Source organism: Bradyrhizobium sp. CCGB01 (assembly GCF_024199795.1).
Lineage (GTDB): Bacteria > Pseudomonadota > Alphaproteobacteria > Rhizobiales > Xanthobacteraceae > Bradyrhizobium.
In genome coordinates, this window is the sequence record NZ_JANADK010000001.1 from 5,596,118 (window position 1) to 5,610,434 (window position 14,317).

16 protein-coding genes and 1 tRNA gene are annotated in these 14,317 nt (G+C 64.0%); 5 read left to right on the plus strand and 12 right to left on the minus strand.

The genetic code is table 11. The annotated features are described in order from the left end of the window. The first annotated feature begins 397 nt into the window (after positions 1–397). Entirely contained in the window at positions 398–904 is a 507-nt protein-coding gene (locus NLM25_RS25885) for a MarR family transcriptional regulator (RefSeq protein WP_254120176.1), read from the plus strand. A gap of 9 nt (positions 905–913) precedes the next feature. On the opposite strand, the gene NLM25_RS25890 is transcribed toward NLM25_RS25885, so the two are convergent. The 3 genes from NLM25_RS25890 to NLM25_RS25900 form a co-directional block, all read right to left on the minus strand. Continuing rightward, complete coding sequence (locus tag NLM25_RS25890; RefSeq protein ID WP_254138876.1) at positions 914–2,032, minus strand: dienelactone hydrolase; 1,119 nt, start codon at positions 2,030–2,032, stop codon at positions 914–916. A 271-nt stretch (positions 2,033–2,303) separates the two neighbouring features. Beyond that, positions 2,304–3,275: an SDR family NAD(P)-dependent oxidoreductase gene (locus NLM25_RS25895; RefSeq protein ID WP_254138877.1), complete on the minus strand. Its 972-nt coding sequence runs from the start codon at positions 3,273–3,275 to the stop codon at positions 2,304–2,306. A gap of 145 nt (positions 3,276–3,420) precedes the next feature. Further along, positions 3,421–4,329 carry a dihydrodipicolinate synthase family protein gene (locus NLM25_RS25900; RefSeq protein ID WP_254138878.1) on the minus strand — a complete coding sequence of 303 codons (909 nt, stop codon included), beginning with the start codon at positions 4,327–4,329 and terminating at the stop codon, positions 3,421–3,423. 341 nt (positions 4,330–4,670) lie between these two features. On the opposite strand from NLM25_RS25900, the gene NLM25_RS25905 reads away from it, so the two are divergent. After that, entirely contained in the window at positions 4,671–4,910 is a 240-nt protein-coding gene (locus NLM25_RS25905) for a hypothetical protein (protein WP_014494790.1), read from the plus strand. 136 nt (positions 4,911–5,046) lie between these two features. On the opposite strand, the gene NLM25_RS25910 is transcribed toward NLM25_RS25905, so the two are convergent. After that, the gene (locus NLM25_RS25910; protein ID WP_254138879.1) at positions 5,047–6,021 is read right to left on the minus strand and encodes an alpha/beta fold hydrolase; all 975 of its coding nucleotides are present in this window, start codon (positions 6,019–6,021) and stop codon (positions 5,047–5,049) included. 122 nt (positions 6,022–6,143) lie between these two features. Between NLM25_RS25910 and NLM25_RS25915 the strand changes: the two genes are divergently transcribed. Continuing rightward, positions 6,144–6,767, plus strand: a complete 624-nt coding sequence (locus NLM25_RS25915) for a TetR/AcrR family transcriptional regulator (protein WP_254120181.1) — start codon at positions 6,144–6,146, stop codon at positions 6,765–6,767. Between the two features lie 287 nt (positions 6,768–7,054). Here the strand turns inward: NLM25_RS25915 and NLM25_RS25920 are convergent, their stop codons facing one another. The 8 genes from NLM25_RS25920 to NLM25_RS25955 all read right to left on the minus strand — a co-directional run bounded on the left by NLM25_RS25920 (position 7,055) and on the right by NLM25_RS25955 (position 12,596). Next, positions 7,055–7,228, minus strand: coding sequence for a hypothetical protein (locus NLM25_RS25920; RefSeq protein ID WP_254120182.1), 174 nt, complete (start codon positions 7,226–7,228; stop codon positions 7,055–7,057). A 632-nt stretch (positions 7,229–7,860) separates the two neighbouring features. Further along, a tRNA-Pro gene (locus tag NLM25_RS25925) sits at positions 7,861–7,938 on the minus strand. A 125-nt stretch (positions 7,939–8,063) separates the two neighbouring features. Further along, positions 8,064–8,645, minus strand: a complete 582-nt coding sequence (locus NLM25_RS25930; RefSeq protein WP_254138880.1) for a MerR family transcriptional regulator — start codon at positions 8,643–8,645, stop codon at positions 8,064–8,066. 24 nt (positions 8,646–8,669) lie between these two features. After that, positions 8,670–9,011 carry an integration host factor subunit alpha gene (locus NLM25_RS25935; protein ID WP_028152484.1) on the minus strand — a complete coding sequence of 114 codons (342 nt, stop codon included), beginning with the start codon at positions 9,009–9,011 and terminating at the stop codon, positions 8,670–8,672. 132 nt (positions 9,012–9,143) lie between these two features. Then, on the minus strand, positions 9,144–10,124 hold the full coding sequence (locus NLM25_RS25940) for a beta-ketoacyl-ACP synthase III (RefSeq protein WP_254120205.1): 981 nt from the start codon (positions 10,122–10,124) through the stop codon (positions 9,144–9,146). Then, positions 10,121–11,182, minus strand: coding sequence for a phosphate acyltransferase PlsX (gene plsX, locus NLM25_RS25945; protein ID WP_254138881.1), 1,062 nt, complete (start codon positions 11,180–11,182; stop codon positions 10,121–10,123). Before plsX ends, NLM25_RS25940 begins: the two co-directional genes overlap by 4 nt. Positions 11,183–11,478: 296 nt before the next feature. Next, positions 11,479–12,048 carry a DUF177 domain-containing protein gene (locus NLM25_RS25950; protein ID WP_254120207.1) on the minus strand — a complete coding sequence of 190 codons (570 nt, stop codon included), beginning with the start codon at positions 12,046–12,048 and terminating at the stop codon, positions 11,479–11,481. Beyond that, positions 12,045–12,596 carry a ubiquinol-cytochrome C chaperone family protein gene (locus NLM25_RS25955; protein WP_254138882.1) on the minus strand — a complete coding sequence of 184 codons (552 nt, stop codon included), beginning with the start codon at positions 12,594–12,596 and terminating at the stop codon, positions 12,045–12,047. The genes NLM25_RS25950 and NLM25_RS25955 overlap by 4 nt, the downstream gene beginning before the upstream one ends. Positions 12,597–12,694: 98 nt before the next feature. Between NLM25_RS25955 and NLM25_RS25960 the strand changes: the two genes are divergently transcribed. Together NLM25_RS25960 and NLM25_RS25965 are read left to right on the plus strand one after the other, a co-directional pair. Continuing rightward, on the plus strand, positions 12,695–13,180 hold the full coding sequence (locus tag NLM25_RS25960; protein ID WP_254120209.1) for an outer membrane protein assembly factor BamE: 486 nt from the start codon (positions 12,695–12,697) through the stop codon (positions 13,178–13,180). Between the two features lie 96 nt (positions 13,181–13,276). Beyond that, positions 13,277–14,278: a tripartite tricarboxylate transporter substrate binding protein gene (locus NLM25_RS25965; protein ID WP_254120210.1), complete on the plus strand. Its 1,002-nt coding sequence runs from the start codon at positions 13,277–13,279 to the stop codon at positions 14,276–14,278. The last annotated feature ends 39 nt before the right edge of the window (positions 14,279–14,317 follow it).

The following is a 14,317-nucleotide window of genomic DNA, read 5'->3' on the forward strand; positions in this document are numbered from 1 at the left end:
CCAAGTTGCTCATTTTGCGGAGACCGGACCGTGAGGCCCCCCCATCCCCGTCTCTTCAAATCCGCTCGGCCGCTTCGCGCTTTCGGACACACCCGCCTGAGACGCGAGGGACGTGAGCGAACCACCTGCAACGGGACGATCGAGAACCCCCCACCGTCACGGGTCAATATGCCTGCGCCGTTCGCTAATCAAAATAGTTTATTTGCTCAGCTTTCTTGTTTCCCTAGGCCTGTGCCCCGCGCGCAACACCGCGGGGTGAGGCAAAATGCTGAGTTGATCATCTTTGTAGTTTTAGTGACAAAATTACCCTGCTCTGCACTTGCGTCAGGGCAGACTTGCGTGGACTATTGCCTTGCAAGATACCGGCCGGAAAGAATCTGATCACGGGAGTGACGCTGTGTCAGCGACGAGGAAAGAAGGGGCGCGCCTCCGCTCCATCGGCAATCTGGATATCATCAGGCGTTTCACCTGGGAGATATCGTCGATCAACATGTATCTGGAGGAGCTGCGTCAGTTCTGGGCGAGAACGCTGGGCATCAGCGGTCCGCAATGGCTGATCCTGATGGCGATCTCCGACCTCGACAAGGACGACGGCGTGCCCGTCAACGTGGTCTCCAAGCTGCTCCACGTTGATCCGTCTTTCGTCACCACCCAGTCCAAGCTGCTGGAGAAGAAGGGCCTGCTGCGCCGGCGGCCCTCGCCGACCGACGCCCGCGTGGTGCGGCTCTCGCTGGTCGAGAAGACGCAGAAGCACATCGCGAGTCTCAACGAGCAGTACAAGACGATTCGCGAATTCGTCTTCCAGGAGTTCGACGAGAACGAACTGACCGAATTCACCGGCAAGCTCGCGACGCTGAAGACCCGGCTCGAAAAGGCCTGCGTCAGGATCTCGCTCGACTTCTGAGGCTGCCGCTCAGATCCGGCGGCCGGCGGCGCCGAGCTGCGATTCCAGCCAGTCGAAGATGTATTCGTTGGCAAGGCTCGGATTGTCCGCATGGGCCTGCGCCGCGCCGGTCTCGGCCGCGGTGAACACCTTCAGCACGATATCGGAGCTGCCGAGCCGCGACGTCTGCACGATCTGGCGCGCCCGGTCGGCCTTGAGCCAGCCGTCCTCGCCGAGCGTGATCAGCACCGGACAGTCGGCGCTGGAGGCCATCAGCGGCGAATGCGGCACCGGGACGATGCTGAGGTCGCTCATCGCAAAGCGGCTGGCGAAGAAGGATCGCTCGTGCAGGTCCCACAGGCCGCCGTCGCAGACGGCCGCAGCGAGCCGCGGCTCCTGCAACACCGCGCGCGCGACGAAGGAAGAGCCCCACCCGTCGGCCACGATGGCGACGCGATCGAAATCGACGTCGCCGCGCGTCTCCAGGTAATCCATGGCGCTGGCGATCGAGCTCTCGAGGTCGCGGCGCTGCAAGAGCGTGTCGGTATAATCGTCGCGCTGGTCGCCGAGCAGGTCCAGCGCGAGCATCGACAATCCGCGCTCGCGCGCATGCGGCGCGAGCTTGAACAGGAATTCTTCCTTGCGGTGCCCGGGCTCGCCGATGCAGATCACCGTCGGAGCCCGCTTGCCCGCCGATGGCGCAGGCAGGAAATAGCCCTGCAAGGCGTGCCCGTCGTCGGCCCAGGGAATCGTGACGACCTCGCCGGCCGGACTGCGCGCCGCGAGGAAGCGCCGCGCGCATTCCTGCATCGCCAGCACCGCGACCCAGCGGCGCTCGTCCGCCGGGTCCAGCGGCATCGCGGCCGCGCCGTAGTAGTTCAGAGCCCGCAGCCAGTTGCGTTGCGCGGTCGCCATGTGGCCTTCCACGAAGGCCGCCTCGGCACGATGACGGTTGGCCTGCGCCAGCTTCTTCCACTCGCGATGCCAGGACTGCTCGCCGTCCTGCTTGAGCTGGCGCGCGATCATCAGGCATTCTGCGATAGTGGCGCCGCCCTCCTGTGCCGCGGTGAGGAGCCGCGTGAATTCAGCGGAGATGTCCTCTCTCTCCGGGCAGAGGATCCAGTCGTCGGAGAGGCATGCGGGTATCATCGGAGCTACGCTTCATGATGGCGTTACCCCTGTTTGAGTAAACTATTTTGGTTCACCAACCAAGCTGCGGTGCGCCGAATGAGAGCCCTTTAACATCACCATCGCTTGAACATCGCTTGATCGCGGGAATATGTTGCATGCATGACATTCCAATTCGTCATAAGGCGGAAACTGGCAAGAGGTGGCACTGATTCTTAGCCGCGCACCTCTTGCCATGATGGCCGTCATACCTATATCGGCGCACGCTCGTTGACAGTCGCAGCCAAACAAATCAGCCGAGCTTCCAGCCGACCTCCTGCGTAAAGCTTTCGTAGAAGGCGCGGTCGTAGGCTTGCTCCGGAGTCGCGCGTACGCGCTCGTCAAGACGCTTTGCGTCCTCACCCACAAGAATGCGCCACCGCTCCGCCCTCACGCCATCCAGGATCATCTTCGCGGCTTGCGCCGCGGTCGTGGGCGCGTCCTCGAGGAAGCTGCGGGCGCGCTCGGCGAACACCGCCTGGATGTCCTCGTCCGACATCTTGTCGGCGTCCGGCACGCCGGCCGCGACCATGCGCTTGCGGGTCAGCGCGACCTCGTCGGGATTGAGTCGCTCCGACCCGTCGGCGCTCTGCACCTTGCGCGAATTGGAGACGATCGAGGTGCCGATATGGCCGGGCATCACCACCGAGCATTTGACGTGCGGCGCGTGCAGGCGAAGGTCGTTGATCAGCGCTTCGGTAAATCCCTTCACGGCGAACTTCGCCGAGCTGTAGGCGGTGTGCGCCTGCCCCATGCCGATCGACGCCCAGAAGCCGTTGACGCTGGCGGTGTTGACGATGTGGGCCTCGTCCGCCGCCACCAGCATCGGCAGGAAGGTACGGACGCCGAGATAGACGCCGCCCCAACAGATGTTGAAGGTGCGCTCCCACTGCTCGCGCGTGTTGGTGAACAGGCTGCCGCCGCCCCCGATGCCGGCGTTGTTGAACAGCAGATGGATCTTGTCCGTCTTCTGCTGCTCGGCGAGCTCATCGCGAAAACGCTTCAGGTGATCCTCGATCGAGACGTCGGCGACATGCGTCGTGACGCGCAGGCCCTGCGGCAGCTTCTCGACCTCGCAGAGCCGTTTGGTCTCGGCCATCGCGGCCTCCGAGACGTCGCACATCGCGACATTGCAGCCCTCGGCGACGAGCTGCCGCGCGAGCTCGCGTCCCATTCCCGTGCCGCCGCCGGTGATGACGGCGATCTTTCCTGCAAAATCCTTCATGGGACTTTCGGCCCCTCCCCTTGTCGGTATGTTTCTTTCATCGCTGCGCTGTTCGCGCGAGCGCGCGCAAAATGTAGCAGCGCCGCATCCGCAGGTAAAAGCGGATCGGCGCTGCTGTTCGACATCGATTATTTCGGCGCGCGGACTATTCGGCCGCTTCGACGCGTTGACCGCCCAATGCGCCGAGCGCCTCCAGCGCCTTGCGAGTTGCGGCCTGCTGCGCGGGCGTAGCCTCCGGCATCGGCGCGCGCGGATACGTCTTCGGCAGGCCCTGGAGCGTCTGCGCGTAGCGCGTGCAGGCCGGCAGATTGTCGGCGATCACAGCGTTCCACAGCGTCAGCAGCTTCTTGTGCAGGTCGAGCGCGCGCGGATGGTCGCCCGCCTTCACCGCATCCCACAGCGCGACGGAGGCATGCGGCGCCGCGGTCAGGATCGCGGCGATCGAGCCGTGGGCCCCGAGCGTGTAGGACGGATACATGAGGGCATCGACCGCGCTGTAGATCAGCTTGTCCGGCGCCATCATCATGAGATCCGCGAACAGCTTGAGATCGCCCGCGCTCTGCTTGACGCCGATCACCAGCGGCACCTCGGTCATGATCCGCGTCAGCAGCGCCGGCGAGAGGTACGACCACGGCACCACGTTGTAGATGATGATGGGCATGCCGGTCTCGTCCGCCATGGCGCGGAAGTGCGCCACCATGGCTTCGTCGTCCGGCTTGAACAGGTAATGCACCGGCGTGACCTGGAGGGCGGCGACATTCATGTCGCGCACCAGCTTGCCGCGGCGGATCGCATCGCGTGTGGAGTCCACGATGATGCCGGCGATCACGGGAATGCGGCCCTTCACCGCCTCCACCGTCGCTTCCATCAGGTCGCGATATTCCTCGTGATCGAGCGTGTGGCCCTCGCCGGTCGAGCCGCCGGCCGCAACGCCATGCGCGCCGGCGCCGATCATCCAGTCGACCTGGGGCGCCACCAGCGTGTAGTCAATCTCGCCGTCTTTGCGGAACGGCGTCGTCATCGGCGGGATCACGCCGGTCGGTCGTACCTTCATGGTCTGCCCTCGCGTTTCCTTTGGTCCTGTGCCGGTCCCGCTCTTTTGACGAGTATCCGCACGCCTCGAAGCGTATCGCCTGTGCAGCCTCTGTGAAGGGCCGTCCGCGCGGCACAGCCCCCACAATCAATCATTCCTGCAGCCATTCCTGCAGTGATTCCTTGTGGGTTCCCCGTATTTGCCCGGCTTCGGTTTAGGGGCAATTTTTTTACAATCCGAATCATCAAATGAGGGTGGACGCTGGGTCGAGTCGGCCAGGCCAGCGTGTTGTTTCCGTCACAGGCTCTGGCACTCCGCTTGCATCCTCTTCGTGGTCAGAAACTACCGATGAGGTGACAGGAATGTTCGTGACCGTCGTTGCCGTGCTCTGCCGGCTGAGCGCAGCCAGCTCAGGCAGTTGCATCGAGGAAATCGTGACCGACAGCAACATGACGCCCGAGATATCGATGATGCAATGCGCGATCGGTGCACAGGCACCGCTTGCAAAATGGATGGGCGAGCATCCGATCTATCACGCCAACTGGCGCCTCGAGCGCTACAAATGCGTGCCGGGTCACTACGAGATCAAGGGCCACGCCTAAGGTCCCGCAAAACTACTGATACCAAGACGACGGATGAGGAAACGCCCGGAGGCCGTCTGGTCTCTCCGCGCGGCACTGCCAGCGCCAGACGCCATTGCGGCGGCGCGCGCCTTGTGACGACGATCACAGCTTCCCCTCAGGCCACCGCACGCAGGATGATCGCACGCGCCTGCCGCCCTTCCGGCGTCGGCATCAGCGCGTAATTGTGCGGCTGGTCACGGCGCAGATGCAGCTCGACCGGCACGCCCACCGCCCTCGCCCGCTCCGCGAGATCGACGCTGTCGGGGTAAAGCAGATCGCGCGTCCCTGCGAAGATCGTCATCGGCGCCAGCGCGCGGAAGGCGCCGTTGAGCGGGCTGACGAAGGGATGGCCGATATCGAGCTCGCCGGCATAGAGCCGCGCCGCCTCGATGATCCCCGGAATATCCTGGATCGGATCGCGGCCTGCGATCTCGACCTGCTCCGGGCGGCTGACCGACGCATCGGCCGCGGGCGAGATCAGCACCAGCCGGTTCGGCTGCCGATGGCCGCGATCGCGCAGCCATTGGCAGGCGGCGAGCGCAAGCCCCGCACCGGCCGAATTGCCGACCACCGTGACCTTTGCGGGCCCCGCGTCTTCGAGCAGCATCCGCAGCAGCTCGGCCGTCACCGGCACGACGTCCTTCGCAGTGGCGCGCGGCGCGAGCGGATAGATCGGCACCACGCACACGACTCTCGCCTTGCGCGTCATCTGTCCGACGAAGCGCCAATGCGCCGGCACGATCTCGTTGATGTAGCCGCCGCCATGCAGAAACATGACGTGGTTGCAGCCCTCATGGCCCGACGACGGCGCGGTGTAATAGACCGGCCATCCGCCCATCTTGGTCAGCGTCGCCTCGACGCCGCGGCCAAGTCCCGTCGGCTCATACGAGGCTGGCGCCAATGCAAGCTTCTGCACATGCGCCTGCACGGCCTCGGCGGACGCGAGCTGCTGCTTGTAGGGAAGCCGCCGCAGCAGCGCGTTGAAGCATCGGCTTTGCAAGCTCGGCGCGGGATCGGCGGGTGGCCGCATCCCCAACAATCGGCCGCCCGGACAAAACTGAAAGGCCGATGCGATCCTTGCAACGCTCATGTGACGTCTCCGCCAGACCAGGCTCTGCGTGGCGACGAAAAGGCTTGTTCAACCGCCGCCACATGCGGATATAATGCGAGCATTCGCTCGCTTTTCATACTCGCATTCGGATCGCAGATCTCATGGCGCGCAAACCTCCGACAAAACCCCGGAAAAATGCCTCGCAGGCGCGATCCCGCGCCACCGTCGATGCGCTGGTCGAGGCAACTGCTCGCATTCTGGTCCGCGAAGGTTTTGAGAAGACCAGCACCAACCGGATCGCCGAAATCGCCGGCGTCAGCGTCGGCTCGCTCTACCAGTATTTTCCCAGCAAGGAGGCGCTCGTCGCCGCCGTGATCGACCGTCACAACGAGGAGATCATGACGATCGTCCGCGCAGCATTCGTCGAGGTCGCCGATATGCCGATCGAGAAGGCCGTGCGGAAACTCGTCACCGTCGCGATCGAGGCCCATCACATCGACCCGAACCTGCACCGCGTGCTCGCCGAGCAGATCCCGCGTTCGGGCCGGCTCGCCGAGGTCGAAGCCTTCAACCACGAGGTCCACGCCCTCGTGCGCGCCTATCTCGAAAGCCGCCGCAAGGAAATGCGCAAGATCGATCCAGGGCTCGCAGCCTTCATCTGCGTCAGCGCGATCGAAGCCGTCGCGCACAACACAGTGCTGAACCAGGCCGAGATGCTGTCGGAGAAGATGGTGAGGACGCTGGTGGATGAGACGACGCGGATGGTGGTGGGGTATTTGAGGTAACGGCGTAACTGCGGATGGAACGGTATCCTCGAAACCGTTGCAGTTTCGGCACACTGATTCGGTTCCTGCCTCTGCACGCGTGAGTCCGATTGCGTTGATCGCCAATGGCCGCAATGATCAACGGATGCAGCGCAATTCAGAAACGATCAGTGAAGTTGCGAGGTATCTTGCGCTCGCCGAAGATTGCCGCGCGCACGCGTCGGAGGCGCGATGGGCGCCTGATGAGGCAGCTTGGCTGGCCCTTGCGGATGAGTGGCAAGCGCTCGCGCAACAGCTTCCTAATCGCGCTAGTCCTCGCGCCGCATCCGACTGACAGCCACGATCAGGTCGGGCCGTTCAAGAACTTCAACCAACTGATCAAGAATGACGCGCTCGTTGTTGCGCGGCTGAGGCTTCAAATACTCTTCAAGAATCCGCTGCGCATCGCTGACGGCTTGAAGAGCTAGCTGGTCATCTCGCATGCAACTCACCATGACGTGTGACGGACTAGAGACTAGCGTGGATGGATTTTGTTCCAACTGAATTAAAAATGTTTGCATGCGCGGATTGAGAAATGGCGCCTAGTCTTCAAATCGCGCACTTTTACGCATGAACAACGGTGCCAACGCTTGGCATGCCCGCAAAGACAAGTTGAAAGACTTCAAGTGGAAGGGCCCGTGGACAAATCGACAACCTACGCCGCGCGTAGGTCTGTCGTTGTCGATCGTTAGCGCGCATTGGATGGCGACGGAGGGCGCGGGCGCTTAACCGACAGCATTGCTGACTTGATGGGTCGAGCGAACTCGCGAGAGAAATCCGGACGCCCTGAGGCGGGACAATGTCTGACGTGTCGGCGCAATTTGCTGGCCATGAGCCCCGTCCTACAAGGCTGGCACGATGACATCATGCCCCTGTTTTGCCCGACGGGTCAAATCGCTTCGGAAAAACATCATTCTGCCAATGACATCGCTACTGTGCATGGGGTTGTTTTCGGCATTTTGATTTGCCGCACCCGCCCCGAAGCAGCCGTCCGCTACCGATGGTCGCGCAAGCGCCGCCGGCGGGAGCGAACTCCACGCCCCGATCAATCCACCCGACAGATGATTTGGAATAATGGTCGGAGCGAGAGGATTTGAACCTCCGACCCCTAGTCTCCCAGACTAGTGCGCTAACCGGGCTGCGCCACGCTCCGAACGTCGTTCCATTAGCTAGGATCGCTGCTTTGCGCAAGGCGAGGTCACACCATTTTGGCGCCTCTCCTGAAGAGGGCCGGTGCCGAAAGCACCCGGAACTGCCCGCAAAGCCGGCCGATCCGCCCTAGCCGTCCTTCATTGCCTGATCCAGCATGTCCCGGCAGGCGACGAGATCGGCGAGCGCCCGTCCGAGCCGCTCCCGGTCCAGCGCGCTGGGGCCGGCGGGCGCGGCGGGAGTGCCGCCCTTGCGGAAGGTGGTGAGGATGTCCTCGTCGTCGACCTCCGTGAAGCGGAAGTCGATGCCTTCCTCCTCGTCGCCCTGGTAGTCGTCATCGTCGGCATCGGTGATGCCCTTGATGGGCGCCTCTTCGTCGTCGGGCTCCATCAGGCTCGCGCCGATGGCGTCCTCGATGGCTCCGAACGAGACCGCGGCCGCGCCGTCGGCGAGGCCCTGCACCGATTTGACGCCGTGCTCTTTCAGGATCCGCTGCACCCCGCGGATGGTATAGCCCTCCCCGTAGAGGAGACGGCGGATGCCCTTGAGAAGGTCGACGTCGTCGGGACGGTAATAGCGGCGGCCGCCGCTGCGCTTCATCGGCTTGATCTGGGAGAATCGGGTCTCCCAGAACCGCAGCACGTGCTGCGGAATGTCGAGTTCCTGCGCTACTTCGCTGATGGTTCGGAACGCATCCGGCGCCTTGTCCAAATGCCAATCCTTTCCGAAGGGCGATTACGCCTCGGGTTGAGCCTTGCTGGCGTCGCCATTGCCGCGATGCTGGGTGTTGATCCGCTGCTTCAGGATCGCCGACGGCTTGAACACCATCACCCGGCGCGGTGAGATCGGCACCTCGGTTCCCGTCTTCGGATTACGGCCGATACGCTGCCCCTTCTTGCGGACCATGAAGGAGCCGAACGAGGACAATTTCACCGTCTCGCCCTTCTCGAGGCAGTCGGTGATCTCCTTCAGCACGAGTTCCACGAAGGCGGACGATTCCGTCCGCGACAGGCCCACCTTCTGGTAGACGGCCTCGCAGAGATCGACACGCGTTACGGTTTTACTTTGATCGGTCATCGCCCTGCCCCACATCACGGCGAACAATTGTTGTCTGAAATTATGAGGTTACGATACGCGGGTCAACAGCGCTCATCAATGCAGACGCATCGATAATGAGCGCTGATTCCGGCAAAATTTTATCGACTGTGACTACCAGCGCACCAGCGCGGAGCCCCAGGTGAAGCCGCCGCCCATCGCTTCCAGCAGGACCATGTCGCCGCGCTTGATGCGCCCGTCCTTGCGCGCCACCGACAGCGCCAGCGGAATCGAGGCCGCCGAAGTGTTGCCGTGACGGTCCACCGTCAGCACCACCTTCTCCGGCGCGATGTGGAGCTTGTGCGCGGACGCGTCGATGATTCGCTTGTTGGCCTGATGCGGCACGAACCAGTCGATGCTGTCGGCATTGAGCCCGGTCGTCTGGAAGGCGTCGACGATCACGTCGGTGATCATGCCGACCGCGTGCTTGAAGACCTCGCGGCCCTCCATGCGCAAATGGCCGACGGTCTGGGTCGAGGACGGACCGCCATCGACGAACAGCTTTGCCTTGTGGCGGCCGTCGGAGCGCAGGTGGGTGGTCACGATGCCACGGTCGGTCGCCGCATTGCCGGGCTGCTCCTGCGCCTCCAGCACCACCGCGCCGGCGCCGTCGCCGAACAGCACGCAGGTACCGCGATCGTTCCAGTCGAGGATGCGCGAGAAGGTCTCGGCGCCGATCACCAGCGCGCGCTTGTAGGCGCCGGTGCGCAGGAAATTGTCGGCGGTGGCGAGCGCGAACACGAAGCCGGAGCACACCGCCTGCAGATCGAACGCCGCGCCATGGTTGATGCCGAGCGCGTGCTGCACGGCGACCGCGGTTGCGGGGAAGGTGTTATCGGGCGTCGAGGTCGCCAGCACGATCAGCTCGATCGACTGGGCGTCCACGCCGGCGTCGCTGAGGGCAGCCTGCGCCGCCCTGACCGCCAAGTGCGAGGTGAACTCGCCCTCGGCCGCAATATGCCGCTCGCGAATGCCGGTGCGCTGCACGATCCATTCGTCGGACGTGTCGATGCGAGCCGCCAATTGGGCGTTGGTCACCACCTGCTCCGGCAGATAAGAGCCGCAGCCGAGCACGACCGAACGAATTTGAGTCACGAAACAGCCTCCTGCGCGGCCTGCACGGAATTGAGTGCACTACCCTCGCGGTTGAGCATCTGATTGATCTTGTTCAGGAGATCGTAGTGAGCCATCTCATAGCCAACATCGATCGCATAGGCAAAGCCTTCGGCGCTGATTCCGCCGTGGCTTTTGACAACCAGTCCTTTCAGACCCAGGAACACGCCGCCATTGGACTTGTTCGGGTCCATCTTGTCGCGCAGGGCCTGGAAGGCGCTGCGGGCAAAGAGATAGCCGAGCTTGGACAGCCAGCTCCGCTGCATCTCGTTGCGGAGTAATTCCGCCATCTGCCGCGCGGTTCCCTCGGCGGCCTTGAGCGCGATGTTGCCGCTGAAACCTTCGGTGACGATGACGTCGGCCAGCCCCTTGCCGATGCCGTCACCCTCGACGAAACCGATATAGTCGAGTTCCGGCAGGTTCCGCGCCCGCAGGATTTCTCCGGCCTCGCGGATCTCCTCGTGGCCCTTGATCTCTTCGGTTCCGATATTGAGGAGCCCTACCGTGGGCCGCTTCTTGTCGAACAGCACGCTTGCCGTGGCAGCCCCCATGAGCGCCAGCGATACCAGATGGTGCGCGTCACCGCCGATGGTGGCGCCGAGGTCGAGCACGACGGACTCGCCGCGCCTGGTCGGCCATATCCCTGTGATCGCCGGGCGATCGATGCCCGGCAGCGTGCGCAGGTGGAAGCGCGCCATCGCCATCAGCGCGCCGGTATTCCCGGCGGAGATCGCGACGTCCGCCTCGGCCTTCTTCACCGCATCGATGGCGAGCCACATCGAGGAGGTCCTGCGGCCGCGCCGCAGCGCCTGGCTCGGCTTGTCATCCATGCCGACGGCCACATCGGTATGGATGATCTTCGAAGCGGCCTTGAGGGCGGGATGCTTCTCCAGCTCAGGGTCGATCCTGGCGCGGTCCCCGACCAGCAGGAATTCAATCTCGCGATGCCTCTGAAGCGAGATCGCGGCGCCCGGAATGACCACGGCCGGGCCGACATCGCCTCCCATGGCGTCAAGCGCGATGCGCACCTTGCTTAGCATAAGTCCTGGAAACCTGGTCTGGTGCGGTCTTGAACGAGCGGGGCCGCAGAATGGCTTCGCCATGGACATGGCGACCGGCCTAGCGCCACGCCGCGCCCGGACCGGGGCGCGACAATAGCGTTTTGCTATCCCGAAACAACCTCTTGCCCCCAGCCTTTTGCATTCGGGGCGATCCGTGGGCGGCAGCGGAAATTCACAATAAGCACATTGCAATCAACAAGATAGGAACACCCTTCAAACCATCCAGACAGGCGGCTCACCCACCTCGCAAAGCGATCCTCACCGGGAATGCCCAGCTATTTGTCTTTCTTCTTGTCCTGGAGCGCCTTCAGCACGGCAAAGGGATGGTCCTCGGGGTCAGGCGCGGTGACCTCGGCCTCGAACACGACGCCCGGCTTGCGCGGATAGGGGTCGATCGCCAGGAACAGCGCATCGGTGGCAATCCGGCCGAGGTCGATGGTGCCGTTCATGATGGCCTCCGGCGGATCGACGACCTCCGGCGGCTCCGCGTCGTCCTGCCCCTCCTCGATCAGGTCGGCGAGCCGCCGCGCCTCGGCCTCAGGCGCGAACATCAGGTCTACCTCCTCCTCGATCTCGTTCTCGATCGGGTCGAGCGTGACCACACAAGTCTGGCCGATCCGGGCGCGAACGAGGCCCGTGACCTCGTAACGGCCGCCGCTTTTCGGCACGATTTCGAGGTCGGCCTGGGCGGAAAGGACCTCGCGGATGCCCGCGAGCTCGGCCATGGCCTGCCGTTCGGCGGCTGATGCCTCAAGCTTGCGATGCAGTCCGGTGTCGGGAATCTGCGCGACGATGACCGGGGACCGCCAGGGATCGGGCTTCGATTCTGCGTTCGGTCGGTTCATGGCGTGATGTCCTCGCTGAGCGCTGGAGGAAACTTGAAGGACGCCCCCAGCAGCGCCGTCTCGTCGGTCCGGCCGAGATCGGCCTCCGTGGCCCGCGCGTAGGCCGCGAGTTGCCGCGCCTGGTCCATGCCGGTCCCATTCAGGATATTCTTGCAGATGGCCGCGGCCAGCGCCTCGCCGCCGCCTTCGATGGCCTGGTCATAGGCCTGGACGCGCCCGTAAAACGCCTCGCCGAAGGCCCGCATCCGCTTCGGCACGGTCTGGTCGCCGATCCCCATCTCGCGCAGATTGTCGTCCATGTCCTCGCAGAAGCGGTCGAACAGCGCCTGGGACAGCTCGGTGGCGCCCTGGACCGTGCGCAGGCGGCGCAGCAGCAGCCAGAGATGCAGCAGCAACAGGTCGAATCGCCCGTTAACCGTATCGGGCACGCCCAAGTCGCGGTAAAACATGGGTTCTCGCGCCTGCGTCACGATCATGCCATAGATGGCTTCAATGGTGCCGCGCGGGGCTTGCCGGGGTTTCCTGAAGTGATTGAACGGCCAAACCATTGTGGGTTCCGCAAGCGGGCGTGCGCGTGTTGCAATTGCAGCCTCCGCCCGGTACTTCAGCGCCTCGCGCGACGCAAGGGGACGGAATCAGTTCCGCTATGACGATAACGAACGAGACCAGCCTGCGCGCGGACAAGCGGCGCGGCATTCATGCACGCTGGCGCGGCCTGCGCATGCTCGCGGCCGTCGCTCTGGTCGGGGCCGCCCTTGCCGGCTGCACCGGTGAGCAGTTCCAGAAGGGTTACATCCTGCCGCCCGGCGCGCTGGAGCAGATTCCGATCGGCGCGAGCCAGGACCAGGTGCTGATCGTGATGGGCACGCCCTCCACGGTCGCGACCCTCGACGGTGAGGTGTTTTACTACATCTCGCAGCGCTCGGAGCGTATCGTCGCCTTCATGAACCAGAGGGTGGTCGACCAGCGCGTGATCGCCGTCTATTTCGACAAGAACCGGCGCGTGCGCCGGCTGGCGAATTACGGTCTCCAAGACGGCAAGATCTTCGACTTCATCAGCCGCACGACACCGACGTCGGGCCAGGAGATGAGTTACCTCACGCCGATCTTCAAACTGCTCAGCTTTAACTGAGCCTTTAGCCTGCGGCGTCGTGCCGCCTCGCACGGCTTGCCGTTGCGCGTCGGGTTCCCTACGCTCCCTGCAAAACAAGAAGCAGGGAGTGGATTCGTGCCCAATAAATTTCTGTCCCGCCGCCGCGTGCTCGCCGGTGCCGCCGGCCTCTCGGCCGCGGCGATCCTGCCGCGATCGAGCCTGGCGGACTGGAAGCCCACCGAAAACGTCCGCATCGTCGTGCCGGCTGCGGCCGGCGGCTCGACCGACGTCATGGGCCGGCTCCTGGCCGCCCATCTGCAAACCGCCTGGGGCCAGTCGGCCGTCGTGGAAAACCGCTCCGGCGGCGGCGGCACGATCGGAACGGCGGAGGTTGTCCGCGCCAAGCCCGACGGACACACCATCCTGATCGGCAACCCGGGGCCGAACGCGATCGCCTACAGCATTTTCAAGAACCTCACCTACAAGCCGGACCAGCTCCAGCCTGTTACCAACATGATCCGGATCCCGAACATCGTCTCGGCGCATCCGAAGACCGGCATCAAGTCGGTGGCCGAGCTGATCGCGTATCTGAAGGCCAATCCCGACAAGCTCAGCTACGCCTCGTCCGGCGTCGGCCAGAGCCCTCACCTCACCGGCGCCTGGTTCCTGCAGCTCACCGGGCTGAAGATGACGCACATCCCGTTCCGCGGTGCCGGTCCCGCGCTCCAGGCCGCGCTCGCCGGCGACATCCAGATCCTGTTCGACAACCTCTATCCGAGCCTGCCGCAGGTGCAGAACGGCACGCTCAACGGCCTCTGCGTCACCACGACCGAGCGCAGCGACCTTGCGCCGAACCTGCCAACGATGCGCGAGAGCGCGCCGGAGCTGGCTGCTTTCGACGTGTCGTCCTGGTTCTCGGTGTTCCTGCCCAAGGGCGTTCAGCCCGCCGTGCTCGAGGCGCTCAATCTCCAGGTGAAGGCGATGCTGGAGCGCGACGACGTCAAGAAGAACATCGCCGCCATGGGTGCCCGCGCCGACTACGGCACGCCAGAGCAGTTCTCCGCCTTCGTGGATGCCGAAACGAAGAAGTTCGCCGGCATCATCCAGAAGGAAGGGCTGCAGATGGACGTGCAGTAGGCCGCTGGCTCGCCACATGGCCCGACCGGACCGCCGACC